The sequence below is a fragment of the Arthrobacter sp. NQ7 genome (assembly GCF_029581595.2).
In the GTDB taxonomy this organism is placed as follows: Bacteria; Actinomycetota; Actinomycetes; order Actinomycetales; family Micrococcaceae; genus Arthrobacter; species Arthrobacter phenanthrenivorans_B.
The window spans coordinates 15,147-31,167 of the sequence record NZ_JARFXU020000006.1 but is presented as its reverse complement, the minus strand read 5'-3'; the positions used below and the strand labels follow the sequence as shown (position 1 = coordinate 31,167).

The 16,021-nt window shown below is 67.0% G+C and carries 16 protein-coding genes and 2 riboswitches; of the genes, 7 read left to right on the top strand and 9 right to left on the bottom strand.

The genetic code is table 11. The features are described 5' to 3' along the window. Window positions 1-37: 37 nt before the first annotated feature. The 5 genes from PUN71_RS08870 to PUN71_RS08850 all read right to left on the bottom strand — a co-directional run bounded on the left by PUN71_RS08870 (window position 38) and on the right by PUN71_RS08850 (window position 4,673). The gene (locus PUN71_RS08870) at window positions 38-538 is read right to left on the bottom strand and encodes an HNH endonuclease (RefSeq protein ID WP_043451450.1); all 501 of its coding nucleotides are present in this window, start codon (window positions 536-538) and stop codon (window positions 38-40) included. 266 nt (window positions 539-804) lie between these two features. Beyond that, complete coding sequence (locus PUN71_RS08865) at window positions 805-1,572, bottom strand: NlpC/P60 family protein (protein WP_277798099.1); 768 nt, start codon at window positions 1,570-1,572, stop codon at window positions 805-807. 161 nt (window positions 1,573-1,733) lie between these two features. Then, window positions 1,734-2,414 carry a C40 family peptidase gene (locus tag PUN71_RS08860; protein WP_043451445.1) on the bottom strand — a complete coding sequence of 227 codons (681 nt, stop codon included), beginning with the start codon at window positions 2,412-2,414 and terminating at the stop codon, window positions 1,734-1,736. 70 nt (window positions 2,415-2,484) lie between these two features. After that, a riboswitch (cyclic di-AMP (ydaO/yuaA leader) is annotated at window positions 2,485-2,665 on the bottom strand. Between the two features lie 129 nt (window positions 2,666-2,794). Beyond that, on the bottom strand, window positions 2,795-3,613 hold the full coding sequence (locus PUN71_RS08855; protein ID WP_277798209.1) for a M23 family metallopeptidase: 819 nt from the start codon (window positions 3,611-3,613) through the stop codon (window positions 2,795-2,797). A 10-nt stretch (window positions 3,614-3,623) separates the two neighbouring features. After that, window positions 3,624-3,835, bottom strand: a riboswitch (cyclic di-AMP (ydaO/yuaA leader). 136 nt (window positions 3,836-3,971) lie between these two features. Further along, a complete protein-coding gene (locus PUN71_RS08850) occupies window positions 3,972-4,673 on the bottom strand; it encodes an iron-dependent transcriptional repressor DtxR (protein WP_277798098.1) in 702 nt (233 codons plus the stop codon). Window positions 4,674-4,953: 280 nt separating this feature from the next. Here PUN71_RS08850 and serC point away from each other — a divergent pair, with 280 nt between their 5' ends. Then, window positions 4,954-6,084 carry a phosphoserine transaminase gene (gene serC / locus PUN71_RS08845; RefSeq protein WP_277798097.1) on the top strand — a complete coding sequence of 377 codons (1,131 nt, stop codon included), beginning with the start codon at window positions 4,954-4,956 and terminating at the stop codon, window positions 6,082-6,084. Window positions 6,085-6,194: 110 nt separating this feature from the next. Here the strand turns inward: serC and PUN71_RS08840 are convergent, their stop codons facing one another. Beyond that, complete coding sequence (locus tag PUN71_RS08840; protein ID WP_277798096.1) at window positions 6,195-6,758, bottom strand: DUF3027 domain-containing protein; 564 nt, start codon at window positions 6,756-6,758, stop codon at window positions 6,195-6,197. Window positions 6,759-6,764: 6 nt separating this feature from the next. Beyond that, the gene (locus tag PUN71_RS08835) at window positions 6,765-7,148 is read right to left on the bottom strand and encodes a cold-shock protein (RefSeq protein WP_018762148.1); all 384 of its coding nucleotides are present in this window, start codon (window positions 7,146-7,148) and stop codon (window positions 6,765-6,767) included. Window positions 7,149-7,388: 240 nt separating this feature from the next. Between PUN71_RS08835 and PUN71_RS08830 the strand changes: the two genes are divergently transcribed. From PUN71_RS08830 to PUN71_RS08820, 3 genes are read left to right on the top strand one after another with little or no spacing between them, the layout of a single operon-like run. After that, complete coding sequence (locus PUN71_RS08830) at window positions 7,389-7,622, top strand: hypothetical protein (protein ID WP_277798095.1); 234 nt, start codon at window positions 7,389-7,391, stop codon at window positions 7,620-7,622. Window positions 7,623-7,632: 10 nt separating this feature from the next. Further along, complete coding sequence (locus PUN71_RS08825) at window positions 7,633-10,113, top strand: helicase-associated domain-containing protein (protein ID WP_277798094.1); 2,481 nt, start codon at window positions 7,633-7,635, stop codon at window positions 10,111-10,113. 13 nt (window positions 10,114-10,126) lie between these two features. Beyond that, entirely contained in the window at window positions 10,127-11,773 is a 1,647-nt protein-coding gene (locus PUN71_RS08820; protein WP_277798093.1) for a DNA repair helicase XPB, read from the top strand. Window positions 11,774-11,791: 18 nt separating this feature from the next. On the opposite strand, the gene PUN71_RS08815 is transcribed toward PUN71_RS08820, so the two are convergent. Together PUN71_RS08815 and PUN71_RS08810 are read right to left on the bottom strand one after the other, a co-directional pair. Then, on the bottom strand, window positions 11,792-12,661 hold the full coding sequence (locus PUN71_RS08815; protein WP_277798092.1) for an FHA domain-containing protein: 870 nt from the start codon (window positions 12,659-12,661) through the stop codon (window positions 11,792-11,794). Window positions 12,662-12,666: 5 nt separating this feature from the next. Then, on the bottom strand, window positions 12,667-12,924 hold the full coding sequence (locus tag PUN71_RS08810) for a hypothetical protein (protein WP_043451428.1): 258 nt from the start codon (window positions 12,922-12,924) through the stop codon (window positions 12,667-12,669). 242 nt (window positions 12,925-13,166) lie between these two features. Here PUN71_RS08810 and PUN71_RS08805 point away from each other — a divergent pair, with 242 nt between their 5' ends. The 3 genes from PUN71_RS08805 to PUN71_RS08795 all read left to right on the top strand — a co-directional run bounded on the left by PUN71_RS08805 (window position 13,167) and on the right by PUN71_RS08795 (window position 15,965). Beyond that, entirely contained in the window at window positions 13,167-13,667 is a 501-nt protein-coding gene (locus PUN71_RS08805; protein WP_277798091.1) for a DUF427 domain-containing protein, read from the top strand. Window positions 13,668-13,740: 73 nt separating this feature from the next. After that, entirely contained in the window at window positions 13,741-14,451 is a 711-nt protein-coding gene (locus tag PUN71_RS08800; protein WP_043451424.1) for a response regulator transcription factor, read from the top strand. A gap of 2 nt (window positions 14,452-14,453) precedes the next feature. Further along, a complete protein-coding gene (locus PUN71_RS08795) occupies window positions 14,454-15,965 on the top strand; it encodes a sensor histidine kinase (RefSeq protein ID WP_277798090.1) in 1,512 nt (503 codons plus the stop codon). The last annotated feature ends 56 nt before the right edge of the window (window positions 15,966-16,021 follow it).

Sequence of the window (16,021 nt, the reverse complement as noted above, 5' to 3'; positions counted from 1 at the left end):
CACCGCCGAATCCGGCGGGAGGACAGGCCGGGCTGGGTCAGGCAGCCCGCTCCGGAAGAAGGAAGGGATCCCACGCTGGCGTCGGCTTCTCGAGTTCCTTGATCTGCCAGATCGTTCCATGCGGCGGCTCCGGCACGAAACGCAGGGTCCAACCCATCTCCGCGGGTGTATGGTCCCCTTTGACGTTGTTGCACCGCAGGCAGGCGGCCACCAGGTTTTCCCACGAATCGGCGCCGCCCCGCGACTTGGGGTGCACGTGGTCGATGGTGTGGGCCGCCTTGCCGCAATAGGCGCACTTATGCCCATCCCGCCGAAGCACCCCCCGCCGGCTGACGGCCGTGGAGTGGTTGTACCGGGGCCTGATGTAGCGGTTGAGGAGGATCACGGACGGGCGGCCCAGCACATCAGTGGGGCCCACGACGGGGTCGTCACCCTCGGCCACCACGCTCGCCTTGCCCGCGAGCACAAGCACCAGCGCCCGGCGGAAAGTCACAACCGCCAGCGGTTCATATCCAGCATTCAGAACGAGAGTGCGCATGCACTTACCTCTTCACGGCCGCACCCGTCAGGGGCACGAGGGCCGGCTGCCCTCGGCATGTCCGGGCTATGGATCGACATGACAAGAGTAAACAAAGAAGTGCAATATCAGGTAATCGCCGCCCCTGGACGGCAAAACCAGCGGCTACCCTCGACGGCGGCCACGCAAGCCCCGTTGATTAAACGGAAAGGACCCCGGCCGGGCGTGGCGGGGTCCTTTCCGGCTTACCGGCCGGCGGCACACACTGTGCGCCGGCCCACGGCAGCTTAGTTGACGCGGATGAAAACGGGGCCGGAACCGACGTTGGCGCTGAAGACCACAGTCTGGTTTCCGTTGTAGCCGCCGTGGACCGCCATGCCGTTGCCGGCGTAAACAGCGATGTGCGCCATGCCAGCGCCGCCGTCGGCGTAGTAGATAAGGTCACCGGGCTGCGCTTCGGCTGCACTGACCGTGCGGCCCAAAGAGAGGTAGCCGGCGGGCCAGTCGTGGAAGTGGATTCCTACGGCTGCCAGGGAGTTGGTGACCAGCATGGTGCAGTCCTGCATGACGCCAAGCTGGGCGTAAGCGGCGGAAAGGATCGCAGCACCCTTGCCACTGGCCGATGCCTGCGCGGCGGGGGCGGCGGGAGCGGCGGCGGTGGCAACCTTCGCCGTGACCTTGGGAGCAGCAACGGGCTGGGCCGCGGGAGCTGCTTCCTGGACGTCGACCTGGGGCTCAGGCTCGGCCACGGGAGCCGGCGTGGTGGTCACGGCAGGCTTTTCGTAGCTGATGGCAATGGTGGACGCCGCGGAGATCGGGGCGTCGACGGCGGATTCAACTTCCAGTGCGGAGGCCGGAGCGGAGTCCCGCTTGACGTTGGCGTCGGCAGCGTTGGCTGCGATGCCGCTGGTCAGGACCAGACCGGAGGCAGCGGCGATAACTGCGGCCTGGCGGCCCATGCCGCCGGCGTTGTCGCTGACCGCTTTGGCAATGACAGCGATCGAGTTGGTTTTGGTGACCTCGGCACGGTGGCGCGCGGTAGCACATGTCGTCATCAGTTCTCTCTTTCGTGTTTCCCCTGGTCCGCTTGTAGGCAGGCAGGGAAGGTTGGACGCGCCGGCATCTTGGGGGTACGCCGGCGCGTCCCGAACGGGGATGTGATCTAGCGAAAAAGCTGTGGGCAAAGAAATAGCCCTTGGAGCATGGAGCCCAAGAACTAGTTGCCGTAGTGGTAGTACGAGGATGAACCGGTGGCTGCCGGGGAGTGGAGCAGCGTGCCCTGCGACGGGTTCAGTGCGCTGATCATCATGCCGTTACCGACATAGATGCCGACGTGTGCGCCGCCGTTCTGGACGACCAGGTCACCCGGCTGGGGGGTGGAGGTGGGAGTCATGATGCTCCACGCGTTGGTGCGCGGGATGCTGATGCCGGCCTGCGCGTAAACCCACTGAACGAACCCGGAGCAGTCCCAGCCGGTAACGGGGCTGGTGCCGCCCCAGACGTAGGAGTGGCCGATGCCGGTGTAGGCGATGGCTGCAATTCCCGACGTTGCCGCGGAAGACACGGCGGAAACAGTCTCGGCAGTCTTGGCGGCCGACGCGTCCTGGGTTGCTGCGGCGCGGTCAGCCGAAGCGGTGGACTGTGTGCGGACCGTTTCCACCTTGGGTGCAGCGGTGGTCTTGACGACGGGACGCTCGAAGGAGACCGTCGCCGTGGGTGCGGCGGTGACAGCGAGGGCGGTCTGGGCGGAGCCGGACTCGGTGGATGCAGAAACACCGGCAGTGGTGTCGGCAGCCGTCGCCGGCAGGCCCATGCTCAGGATGAGGCCCGATGCCGCTGCCACAACGGCAGCCTGGCGGCCCACGGTCCCGGCATTGGCACTAACGGCCTTGGACATGGCATCCAGGGGGTTGGTGCGAACCGTTTGCGCACGGTGGCGCGCAGAATGATGGCGTGAAGACACGAAGGTAGCCTCTCCCAATGCCTGCGAGGTGAGCTGTCGGATTCGGATGGGAGTCACCCGGCCACTTTGCTTTCCTGGAAAGCTCGTGACTTAACCCCAAGGCCTCCATGGAATGAAGGCCAAAATTGGTTCCCCCGCCCCTGCCAGACGATGAAATGCGAACGGACCTTGAGCGGTGGCAGAGTTAGGCAATCCACTCAAGAGCGTCAACTTCGGAAAAGTTGACGCGAGTTAGACGGTACAGCAGTTTTGCTTCAATGTCACATTCAGGTCACGGCGGGTCACGGTGATCTGAGACTGCGCACTCATTTGGGCTACAGCCAACCCATCGGGTCGACCACTTCGCCGTTGACCTGCACCTCGAAGTGGAGGTGGCATCCGGTGGAGGCGCCGGTGGTGCCGCTGAGGGCGACGACGTCCCCGCGCGAGACCGTCTGGCCCACCTTGACGTTGAAGGATGAGAGGTGGTTGTAGGTGGTCTCCAGGCCGTTGCCGTGATCGATGACCACCCGGTTCCCGCCGCCGAACTGGTGCCAGCCGGCGAAGGTCACGGTCCCCGTTGCCGCTGCCAGGACAGACGTTCCGCACTGCGCCACGAAGTCCTGCCCACGGTGGAAGTCGCCGGAACCGCCTGTGATCGGGCTCACCCGGTAGCCGAAGGGGGAAGCGGTGGTGAGGGTGGCCAGGGGCGCTGCCAGGGTGCCGGCAGAAGCCGCCCGCGTCACCGATCCGGCCGACTGGGCGCTCAGGAGCTGCTTCAACTTGCCGTCGGGGTCCGCCTGGGTGACCACGGCGGAACGGCTGAAGTCGATCTGCGCGCCAACATCCGCAGAAATCCTGGGCTGAGGGCTGACAGCGGAGGCAGCTACGGGAGTATTGCCGGCAGCATCAGTAGCCATGACGGGGCCGGTGGCAGGCACGGTCACCGTCAGCACCAGGCCGGTGGCGGCAAGGGCGATGCCGGCCTTCTGGCCGATGCCGCTGGCCGCGGCGAAATCCGTCATCTGCCGGAAGGGACCCCGGCGGCGGCGCGCGTCGCGGTGCAGGTCGCGGGGGCGCTCCACTGCGGCAACCTCGGCACTCCGCACCGCAGGAGGGCCGTCCGCGCGGCGGCGGCCCCGGGAGGTCTGCATGGTCAAGAAGGGTTCCTCTCTGGAAAAGCCTGCGGAGTTAGCTGTCGGATTCGGGTCAGAGAGTTCAAAGACCCGGCCCGTCATGGGCAAGCTTCTGCACAGGGGTATTCCCGGAAGAATCCTTCACTGGAGAGGCTTGCTGCTGACGGACTTCACCCCAAGGCAGTCCCCCGCTGCCGCTTGTGGTTCCCCCGCCTCTGCCAGTAACGACTCGTGCACCTGTCCCGCTGGCAGAGCTCGGCTCCGGGACAGGTAACGCTTAAGTATCAACGATCGCTTCCACTATAGGGGCTTAAGACCCTAGGTAACAATTCCGTTATCTTTGGTGGGAAGCGCGGTTTAAGGTATGCGGCCGGCTTCAGGAGGGGGCGACGGCAACGAAGACGTGCGCGGCCACTTCGGGCGGCAGTTCGAGCGCGCCTTCGATTCCCGGGACCCGCACGGAGATGTAATCACCCACGCGTTCCAGTGCCACGGCGGCACCGGGCCGGATGCCGCCTTCGTCGAGTTGGGCCAGCAGTTCCGGTTCAACCTGGATGGGCTCCGCCAGCCGGACAACGGTGACGCCCGAGGCCGGTCCATAGGCCTTCATGGCTTCCACCAGGCTGATGGCGCCGTCCGCGAAGCCGGGGCCGGGCTGTCCGCCCAGGTCGGCCAGGCCGGGAATGGGATTGCCATATGGCGACTCGGTGGGATGGTCCAGCAGCTCGTAGATGCGCCGCTCCACCCGCTCGCTCATCACGTGCTCCCAGCGGCAGGCTTCGTCGTGGACGTAGGCCCAGTCCAGCCCTATCACGTCGGCGAGAAGGCGTTCGGCCAGCCGGTGCTTGCGCATCACCTCGGTGGCGCGCTTGCGGCCGGTGTCCGTGAGTTCCAGGTGCCTGTCGCCCGAGACGACAACCAGGCCGTCGCGTTCCATCCGGCCGATGGTTTGGGAAACTGTGGGTCCGGAGTGGCGCAGACGCTCGGCGATACGGGCCCGCAGGGCGACGATGTTTTCTTCCTCAAGCTCCAGGATGGTCCTGAGGTACATCTCCGTAGTGTCGATCAGATCCGTCATCCAGCTCAGCTCCTCGAGCGCAGTACCTTGCGTTGTCCCACCGTATCGCCTGTTCCCGCGAGGTAGTCCGGGGCCAAGCTTAGCCTATTTTGACTTTGTCCGAATAGCCGCGCTGGTCTCCGCCTGTCTCAATGTCTGGACTTTGACGCCGCCAACTCCCGCCTGCACAGCAGTTCAGGCAGAATGGGGACGGCCTGTATTGCAGCCCAACGCCGGCTGCCGGCCACCACGACCCGTCCGTCCGGACCAAAGCTATCGTCCCCGCCGAATTGGAGCCCCTGTGAGCGACACCAGCATCACGATCCCTGCCGACCTCCTGCCCAAGGACGGGCGGTTCGGGGCCGGCCCGTCAAAGGTCCGGCAGGAGCAGATCGACGCCCTGGCAGCAGCTTCCAGGACCATCCTGGGCACGTCCCACCGGCAGGCCCCGGTCAAGAACCTGGTGGGATCAGTCCGGGAAGGGCTCAGCCAGTTCTTCCGTGCTCCCGAAGGCTATGAGGTGGTCCTGGGCGTGGGAGGCTCCACCGCGTTCTGGGACATCGCGAGCTTCGGTCTGGTGGAGAAGAAAGCCCAGCATTTGTCCTTCGGCGAGTTCGGATCCAAGTTTGCCGCCGCCACCAACAAGGCGCCGTTCCTGGAAGCTTCCTCGATCGTCAAGTCGGAGCCGGGCACCCGGCCGGAAGCACAGGCCGAGGCAGGCGTAGACGTCTACGCCTGGCCGCAGAATGAAACCTCCACCGGTGTGGCCGCTCCGGTCCAGCGCGTTTCCGGGGCGGACGAGGGCTCGCTGGTCCTGGTTGATGCCACGTCGGCAGCCGGCGGCCTGGACGTCGATGTCGCGGAAAGCGATGTCTACTACTTCGCCCCGCAGAAGAACTTCGCCTCCGATGGCGGCCTGTGGCTGGGCCTTTTCTCCCCTGCCGCCATTGAGCGGGCCGCGCGGGTCAAGGAAAGCGGCCGCTGGATTCCGGACTTCCTGGACCTGCAGACGGCCATTGACAACTCCCGCCTGAACCAGACGTACAACACTCCGTCGCTGTCCACGCTGGTGACACTGAACGCCCAGGTGGAGTGGCTGAACTCCAACGGCGGCCTGGATTTTGCGGCCGCGCGGACCGCGGACTCCGCCGGACGCATCTACAGCTGGGCTGACGCCTCCGAGTTCGCCACCCCGTTCGTGGCCAAGCCGGAGGAACGCTCCAACGTCATTGCCACCATCGACTTTGATGAGTCGGTTGACGCCGCAGCTGTGGCCAAAGTCCTGCGCGCCAACGGCATTGTGGACACTGAGCCCTACCGGAAGCTGGGCCGCAACCAGCTGCGGATTGCCACCTTCGTGGCCATCGAGCCCAGCGACGTCTCAGCCCTGCTGTCCAGCATCGATTACGTGGTGGGCGAGCTGCGCAAGTAAGCAGCCCTTAACGTACGACGGCGCCGCCCGGGTTTGTCCCGGACGGCGCCTTTTTCGTTGATTCCGCAGGCCGCGGCCGGTCTTCCGGCAGCAGCACGTTGACGGGCGCGTCAGGCTCCTGGTTGCCCGCCGTCGTCCTGCGGTTCATCGTCGTCGTGCGGCCCATCGCCGGCCTCAAAGGCCGGGGCGGCCTCCTCAGCCGGCTCCCCCTCGACAGCGACCGGTTCCACGGCCACCCCTGCCCCGGGAGCGTCTTCGTCCGGTTCCTGCTGCTGCTCGTCCTCGGGGCGCACGCGTTCGGCCCACGGCACCCACTCGGGGGCCAGGATGGAATCCTCTGACGGCAGCAGGCCAAGCTCGTTGACCGTCACCACTTTGGAGCGCGAGTTGCGGGTCAGCACCGCGTACCACTGCCAGCCGGCGTAACCGGGCAGCCGCGACTCGAACAGGTGCGTGACCAGGCGGTCGCCCTCACTCTTGGCCGCCAGGTGCGCCCCGATGGTGGCGGCGGGTGTAATGCCTTCCACCGCGGCCCGGGCAGTTTCGACCGCCGCGGCCAGGAAAGCGTCGGGCTTGCCCGTACGCCACACGGGCACGCCTGCCTTGCGCTTGGGCGGAGTCTTGGCAGCCTGCTCCTGCACTGGCGTGCCCGGCTGTTCAGATTGGGGGCTCATGGGCGCTTAGACGTCCAGCTCGTCGGCAACCTTGCGCAGCGCGGCAGCAATGGCCTTGCCCTTGTTGCCGTCCGGGTACTTGCCCTTGGACAGGGTGCCGGACAGGTTGTCCAGCACGGTCACCAGGTCCTGCACCAGCGGCGCGAGATCCTTCGCACTGGGACGCTTGGCCTTGGCGATGGACGGGGTCTTGTCCAGCACGCGCAGGCCCAAGGCCTGGGCGCCCTTGCGGCCGTCCGCCACACCGAACTCCACGCGGGTGCCCGCCTTGAGTTCTGTCACGCCCTCAGGCAGTGACGACTTGGGCAGGAAGACTTCCTGGCCGTCTTCGCCCGCGAGGAACCCAAAGCCCTTGTCCTTGTCATACCACTTGACCTTGCCGGTAGGCACGTAATCAACCTTCTTCGTTCTGCTGTCATGAGACACGGCCCGCGGCCACCGCATCCGCAGTGTTGTGCGGGTTCAAGGTATGGCCGGCGCAAACCGTGTTGGTCTGTATCCTTCAAGGTTATCCTGCCGCATGCCCTGTTCCCGCTTCCGCCGGCTTTGTTCCGCCGCAGGCGCAAGGCTTGGGCCGTTCCCGCCATGGCCGCTCACTTTTGCATCCAGCCCCGCTGTAGCGTTACGTCCATGACTTCCTCGCGTTACCGGCGGCCGTTGACGGTCCTTGCCGCAGTTATTGCCGTGCTGTCGCTCGTAGCCGTGGGAGCGGTCATGGCGATGGCCTTTGCCGGCACGGCTGCGCCGGCCTGGATCACCTACACAGCCCTCTACGGCCTGCCGGCAGCCTTCATCCTGATGCTACTGCTGGTCCTGGACGCTGTGGCAGCCCGGCGCCGGGCGGGACGGGCACAGCAGCGGTAACGTTGGACTGATGTCCCTTATTCGTGCGCTTGGCAAGGACCTGGAGGCACGCAGCAACGATGCGCTGCGTGCCCTGTTCGCCGCGCGGCCGGACCTCATTTCCCCCGCCGTTCCGGATTTCGCTGCCCTGGCGGCACGCGCCAGTTCCCGTGTCAGCGTGCAGCGGGCGCTGGAGCGGCTCAACCGCCCGCAGATGCAGGTCCTTGAGACGCTGCACCTGTGCACGAATACAGACACCGGCCACAGCGCCTCGGCGGAGGGCCTGCAGCACCTGATCCGCGGCGCCTCGCTGGCCACAGTCCAGGACATCCTGGGAACCTTGCAGGAGCTTGCCCTGGTGCACCCCGTGCCTCCCCCGCATGGAACTCCTTCCCCTGCCGCGGACCAACCTTTCTACCTCCCGGTGGGGTCCCTCAAGGACGTGGTAGGCCTGTATCCCGCCGGCCTCGGCCGCAGTTACACCGAGCTGGTCCGCCTGCAGCCGGCATTCGCCCAGCGGGCCGTGCAACTGGTGTCCGAACTGCACCGCAAGGGCTTTCCCATCCAGGACGCCACCACACCCATGGAGGCTGCGCTGGCACTCCAGCACTGGACGGCCACGCCGGAGGCCCTGCAGGAAATCCTCGCCGGAGCTCCGGAACGGACGACGGCGCTGCTCGCCCGGTTCCGCAACTGGGCCATGGGTGCCGTCCCCCAGGCGCAACGGAAGGCATCGGTCACCTCGGAGGGCGCCGACGTCGGGCCCGTGGACTGGCTCCTCGCCCGGGGGCTGCTGGTGCCGCTGGACGCGGCGCACGTCGAGTTGCCACACAGCGTGGGGCTGGCCCTGCGCGGCGGGGCGATCGTCAACGACTTCACGCTGAAGCCACCGCTTCCGGAGCTCGGCAGCACTACGGCGGCACGACGCAGGAACGCAGCCCTGAGCGCCATTTCGGAGACCCTCCGCCTCGCCTCCGAGCTGGTGCACACCGTGGGTGAGCACCCGCTGGCAACGCTGCGCAGCGGCGGCGTGGGGGTCCGCGAAATGCGCCGGCTGTCCGAGGTGCTGCGCGTCGACCAGGGCACCGTAGGCCGGCTGCTGGAACTGTGCGGCCTGGCGGGATTGATCCGCCTGGACGTGGACTCGTCGTCGTGGGTGCAGCCGCCCGAGCTGGAGTGGCTGGTCCTTCCGAGGCAGGAGCAGTGGTTGTGGCTGGTAAATGCCTGGCTGGCCAGTGAACGGGTTCCGTCCATGGTGGGCCAGCCCGTGAACGCTGCGCCCGGAGCACCGGCCGGCCGGTCGGCCGCCGGAACCACCATCGCGGCGTTGTCAGCGGGCGCCCAGCGGCCCGACGCTCCCGTGGTCCGCAAGCGAATCCTTGAGATCCTGCATGAGCTGACGGTTGAAGCCGCTGCCGGCGACGGCGCCGCTCCGATGCTTGATGCAGCCTCCGTCCTGCAGCGCGCGGAATGGTCGCAGCCGCGGATGGCCCGGCGGTTCAGTTCATTGATCCGCGGTGTCCTCGCCGAGGCGGAGATGCTGGGCCTGGTCGGTTCCGGTGCCCTGAGCCAACTGGGCAGCGCTTTCGCGGAGGACAACCCCGACGCCGCACTGGCCATCCTTGGCGAGCATCTTCCGGCGGCACTCAATCACGTGCTGCTGCAGGCGGACCTGACCGCGGTGGCCCCGGGGTACCTTGACCCTTCGTTGGCCGGAAAGCTCCTGGTGATGGCCGACGCCGAAGGGCAGGGGCCGGCAACCATCTACCGGTTCTCGGCGGGGTCCATCAAGCGCGCGCTTGAGCACGGCTACGATGCGGCGGGGCTGTTGGCGTTCCTCCGCGAGCATTCCGCCACGGCGGTCCCCCAGCCGCTGGAATACCTGGTGGAGGACACCGCGTCCCGGCACGGCAGGCTCCGGGTGGGGCAGTCTGTCAGCTTCATCCAGAGCGATGACGAGGCGATGCTCCGGGACCTGGTGGCAGGACCAAAAGCTGCCCAGCTTGGCCTGGCCATGCTTGCACCGACGGTTGTCACGTCCTCGGCTCCGCCCCGCGAACTTGCCGCCGCCCTCCGCAGCCTGGGCCTGTCCCCGTCCGTGGACGGGATGGAGCCGGCCGGCCGTCCCCGCCGTCCTTCCGCTCCGCACGAAAGCCTGCGCCCCGTCTATACCGCGCCTGGGACGGCGCCCGCGGCGGAGGAAGTGGACGCCCAACTGGACGTCCTGCGGAAGGCGGACGCCGCCGTCGGGCATTCCACCGGTTTCGCTGCAGCCGGCAGCGAGGCCGCCACCCAGCTTGGCCTTGAAGCGCTGCAAACGGCCATCCGGTTGAAGCAGCGGATCCAGATGAACGTCGTCGACAGCCTGGGGAATGCCAGCCTGGAGGTTGTTGTTCCGCTATCTGTGAGCGGGGGCCGGGTCCGGGTGTTCGATCCTGCCAAGGACACCGAGCGGGTCCTGTCCGTCCACCGCATCATCGACATCGAGGCCGCAGAAGAACTGCGCCAGTGAAGGAATCCACTCCGTGACCGACGGGCCCCTGATCGTCCAAAGCGACAAGACCATCCTCCTCGAGGTGGACCACGAGCTGGCCACCGAGGCCCGGCACGCCATCGCTCCGTTCGCCGAACTGGAGCGCGCGCCGGAGCATATGCACAGCTACCGGCTGACGCCGTTGGGGCTGTGGAATGCCAGGGCAGCCGGCCTCGACGCCGAAAAGGTGCTGGATGCGCTGCTGAAGTACTCCCGCTTCCCCGTGCCGCACTCGCTGCTGATCGACATCGAAGAAACCATGTCCCGGTACGGCAGGCTGCGCCTGGAAAAGGATCCGCGGCACGGCCTGGTCATGCGGACGGACGACTACCCCGTGCTGGAGGAAGTCATCCGCGCCAAGAAGATCGCACCGCTGCTGGGGCCGAGGATCGACGGTGAGACGGTGGTGGTGCACGCGTCGCAGCGGGGCCAGCTCAAGCAGCTGCTGCTGAAGCTCGGCTGGCCGGCGGAGGACCTGGCCGGCTACGTGGATGGCACCCCGCACCTGATTTCCCTCAACGAGGACGGCTGGCAGCTCCGGCCGTACCAGCGGCTGGCCAGCGAAAACTTCTGGGCGGGCGGCAGCGGTGTTGTGGTGCTGCCCTGCGGCGCGGGCAAGACCCTGGTGGGGGCCGCCGCCATGGCCACGGGTTCCACCACCACGCTGATTTTGGTCACCAACACGGTGGCGGCGCGGCAGTGGAAGGACGAGCTGCTGCGGCGGACTTCCCTCACGGAAGACGAAGTGGGCGAATATTCCGGCGCCCTCAAGGAGGTGCGGCCGGTGACCATCGCCACCTACCAGGTGCTCACCACCAAGCGCGGCGGCCTCTACCCGCACCTGGAGCTGGTGGACGGCCACGACTGGGGGCTGATCATCTATGACGAGGTCCACCTCCTGCCGGCTCCGATCTTCAGGATGACGGCGGACCTGCAGGCCCGGCGGCGGCTGGGGCTGACCGCCACGCTGGTCCGCGAGGACGGCCGCGAGGGCGAGGTGTTCAGCCTGATCGGGCCCAAGCGCTATGACGCGCCATGGAAGGACATCGAGTCCCAGGGGTACATCGCGCCCGCTGATTGCGTGGAGGTCCGCGTTGACCTGCCCAAGGATGAGCGGGTTGCCTATGCGATGGCGGACGACGCCGACAAGTACCGCTTGTGCGCCACCTCCGAGTCCAAGACGCAGGTGGTGGAACAGCTGGTGGCCCGGCATGCCGGCGAACAGCTGCTGGTGATCGGCCAGTACATCGACCAGCTGGACGAGCTCGGCGAGCGCCTGGGGGCTCCGGTAATCAAGGGCGACACCTCCGTCAAGGTACGGCAGAAGCTCTTTGACCAATTCCGCGCCGGCGAACTGCAGACCCTGGTGGTGTCCAAGGTGGCCAACTTCTCCATCGACCTTCCGGAGGCCTCGGTGGCCATCCAGGTCTCCGGCTCCTTCGGGTCCCGGCAGGAGGAGGCCCAGCGGCTGGGGCGGCTCCTGCGGCCCAAGAAGGACGGCAGGGCTGCGCGCTTCTATTCCCTGGTGGCGCGTGACACCCTGGACCAGGAATTCGCCGCCAAGCGCCAGCGGTTCCTCGCCGAGCAGGGATACGCCTACCGGATCATGGATGCCAAGGACGTGCACGCCGCGGAGTAGTCCGCGGCCTGCACATCTTCACCGCACGCCCTCCGAACTGTCCCGCTCCATGGTCCCCGTCCGCGGGTCCAGCTGGGGGCGCTCATAGGCAAGTTCCCCGCCGCTCCGGCCGCCGAAGGGACGGCCGTGGTCGGCGAATTCCTCCCGGAAGAACGCCAGGCACCACTGCCCCATCTGGATCCTTGCGCCGGTCCGGAGCACCGACGGGCCCGTGCGGGGGACGCTGCCGCTGACGGCCCCGTGCGGCACCAGGACGTATTCGTCCTGCTCGTCGTGCCTGATCTCGGCGTGGAGCCCGTCCAGGCCTTCCAGCCGGACGTCGGCCCCGGGGGCACTGCCGATCGTCGTGACCTCTGCCGTCAGGGCAACCTCCCGCGGAATCTGGCCGGTCCACGTCGCGGCGTCCTGGACGAAGATCAGCCGGGGCCTGCCGCCGCCCCTGGCGTAGTGCGTGGTGGTGATGCGTCGGACGATCTTCCGCTGGACGGTGGGGACCAGTGGCAGGGGCGTGGATGGCGGCAGCAGCGGCATGCCCCTGGGCCGCCGCCTGCCCTGCCGGACCAGCGGCAGCAGCGAGCCGAGTTTGCCGAGCTTGATGTACGGCGAACGCGTCACCAGCCGCTGCGACGCCGGGCTGTCCACCTTGCCGAGGCTGAGGATGTTGCCGTCCGGTCCGGCCACGGTGACGCTCAACCCTTGGCGGGCCAGCAATTCGGCCAGCGGTTTGATCTCCTCCAGCGATGGCAGCCCGCCGCCGGTCAGGGGCGCCAGCCCTTCGAGTGACACCGTGACCTCAGTGCCGGCGGCCCTCGCCTTGCCCGTTGTGACCGCCCCGGACTCATCCGTGTACGAAAAGTCCAGATCAACGTCCAGACGGTTCCCGGCCATGTCCGTCAGCCGCGGTTCGCGTCCGACCCGGCAGCATCCCGGTCGCTGGTGGTGACGCGGAGCGTGCCGTTGAGCTTCCACGTTGCGCGCGGTGCGTCCGGGCCAATGTCGCGGGGGACTTCAACGGCCATGTCGATGAACTGGTAATTGATGGCCGCGCCCTTGCCGGTGAGATAGGACCACATCTCTTCGGCAAGGTCCGCCCAGTCCCGGATGGTGCGGTCGCCTGCGGCTGCGTTTTCGGTGGCACTCAGGTCAGTCATGATGGTCTATCCCCTTCGATGGGCCAGGAACTATCGGATAACTACCGTTGTTGGCGCAGGACCACCGGGCACACGAAGAGAGAGGCCGGTGGCCCATTGGAACGCTGGTGCCGGGCTGGCAGCCCGGCAAGCATCACTGTATTCCGGCACGCTGGGCTGGGGAAGATCCGGGACCCGGAACGTTCTTGCCGCAAATTGGGTTCCCGGGTGCGAAACGGCGGGGGCGGACGCACACTGGAGACATGAGTCCACGAATTGTTCCAGCCGTGCCCGGCCCCGGGCAGGAGTCGGTATGGGATTATCCCCGGCCACCGAGGATAGAACCAAGCACGGAGCGCATCCGGATCGTCCTGGGCGGCGAGCTGATCCTCGACACCACGGACTCGCTCCGCGTCCTGGAGACCAGCCATCCGCCGGTGTATTACGTCCCGGAGGAGGCCTTCGCCCCGGGGTCGCTGGAACCGGGGGCCGGCAGCAGTTTCTGCGAGTTCAAGGGTGCTGCCAAGTACCTGACAGTCCGCGGCGGGGGGAAGGAAGTGGAGAGCGCCGCGTGGTCCTATCCTGAACCGGCCTCTGGCTTCGAGGCCCTCGCGGGCCGGGTGGCCGTGTACCCGGGCCGGATGGATTACTGCGAAGTGGACGGGGAGCGGGTGGTTGCCCAGCCGGGCCGCTTCTACGGCGGCTGGATCACCAGCAAGGTGGTGGGTCCCTTCAAGGGCGAGCCGGGGACGATGGACTGGTAACGGCAAGCGGGCCATCATCATGCTCACAACGAATATCCAGACAACTCCCAGAGACTGGGAGCATGATGGGAGCATGAACAAGAACGGTCCAGAAGCCAGGCTGCTCGTCGTCGATGATGAACCCAACATCCGCGAGCTCCTCTCCACGTCGTTGCGGTTCGCGGGCTTTGAGGTGGTCTCGGCAGCAAACGGTCGCGATGCCCTCGCCGCTGCGGACACGCATGCGCCCGACCTGGCAGTGCTGGACGTCATGCTTCCGGACATGGACGGCTTCACCGTGACGCGGCGGCTCCGAGCCTCCGGAAAGCACTTCCCTGTCCTTTTCCTGACGGCCAAGGATGACACCGAGGACAAAGTCACGGGCCTGACCGTGGGCGGCGACGACTATGTGACCAAACCTTTCAGCCTCGACGAAGTAGTGGCCCGCATTCGGGCCGTGCTCCGCCGCACGCAGCCGATGCTCGATGACGACGCCATCATCCGCGTTGACGACCTCGAACTCGATGACGACGCGCACGAGGTCCGTCGCGGCGGCACCGTGATCGAGCTCTCCCCCACGGAGTTCAAGCTGCTGCGCTACCTCATGCTGAACCCCAACAGGGTGTTGTCCAAGTCGCAGATCCTGGACCATGTCTGGGAGTACAACTTCAATGGTGACGCGTCCATCGTGGAGTCCTACATTTCCTACCTCCGGCGCAAAGTGGACATCGATCCCGAGGCGCCGGCCCTGATCCAGACCAAGCGCGGCGTGGGCTATGTGCTGCGGACGGCCGAAAAGCGCTGACCTTGCTCAAACGGTGGAAATCGGCCTCGCTCAGGTCGCAGCTGGTGGCCATGATCATGGGCCTGCTGATCGTGGCCCTGACCGTGACTGGTGCCGTCACGCTGACGCTCCTGCACAGCTATCTCCAGGGGCAGGTGGATGACAAGCTGAACGCCGCCGTCGACTCTGCCCGGAAGCAGCGTTCCTTCACCCAGCTGCAGGCACCGAGCCCGGTTCCCACCGACTATTCGCTGATGCTCTTCGCCCCGGGCGAGCAGCCGTTGACCTTCGGCGGCGATCCGGACGACCATCCGGACATCAGCGCCATCACGGTGGAGCAGGCACAGGCGCGCGGGCTGGCCCCCTTCCAGGTGCGGGGGACGGACGGGGAGAACTGGCGGGTGGTGGCCGTGACCGTGCAGAACGGCCAAACCACGGCTGTGGTGGTCATTGGGCTGCCCCTGGAAAGCGTTGATGACGTCCTCAAGCATGCAACCTTGGTGGTGACCGGCGTCGGCCTGCTGACCCTGCTGCTGGCGTCCCTGATTGCCAGCTGGACAGTGTCGCGTTCCTTCCGGCCGCTGGCCCGGGTGGAAAAGACCGCGGCCGCCATTGCCGCCGGCGACCTCTCCCGCCGTGTGGAGGTTGAGAATCCGGCCAGCGAGCTGGGGCGGTTGAGCAGTTCCCTTAACGCCATGCTGGCCCACATCGAGACGGCTTTCGCGGCCCGGACCGCTTCGGAGGCAAGGATGCGCCGCTTCGCCGCCGACGCATCGCATGAGCTGCGTACTCCCCTGGTGACCATTCGTGGTTTCTCCGAGCTCTACCGCCACGGCGCCCTGTCCACCGAGGAGGACGTGGCCACGGCCATGGGCCGGATCGAAAGCGAAGCCAAGCGCATGGGTTCGATGGTGGAGGACCTGCTGCTGCTGGCCCGGCTGGATGAGCAGCGGCCCCTGCAGCAGAAACCGGTGGACCTCCAGCTGATCGCCCACGACGCCGTGGTGGATACCCAGGCCAGTGACCGTTCAAGGGTTATCTCGTTGACGGGGCTTGACGGCGGACCGGCAGGACCGGCACCTGTCCTCGGCGATGAGGCCAAGCTGCGCCAGGTCGTGGGGAACCTGATGGGAAACGCATTGCGCTACACACCCGATGGAAGCCCGATCGAGCTCGCGGTGGGCGTCCGTTCGACGGACGCCGGCGAGCGCTCGGTCATCGAAGTACGCGACCACGGGCCCGGTATCTCCGACGAGGACGCGGCCAAGGTTTTTGAGCGCTTCTACCGGGCGGACACCTCCCGCACCAGGGAGACGGGCGGCAGCGGCCTGGGGCTCGCCATCGTGGCGGCCATTGTCGGCTCCCATGGCGGGACCGTGCGGGTGGAAAAGACCGACGGCGGCGGGGCAACCCTGGTGGTCAGCCTTCCACGGCGGGAAGACCCTTTGGCGGCCGACGCCGGGGACGGGCAGGAAGCTGCTTCCGGCAGCGCTGCAGGGGTTAAGGGCGGCAACGGGTCCGTTATCCACATATAGCCGCCCCGGCATGGCCGGCACCTGCCGTGGCCCCATAGGCTCCTTGCAGCAGCCCG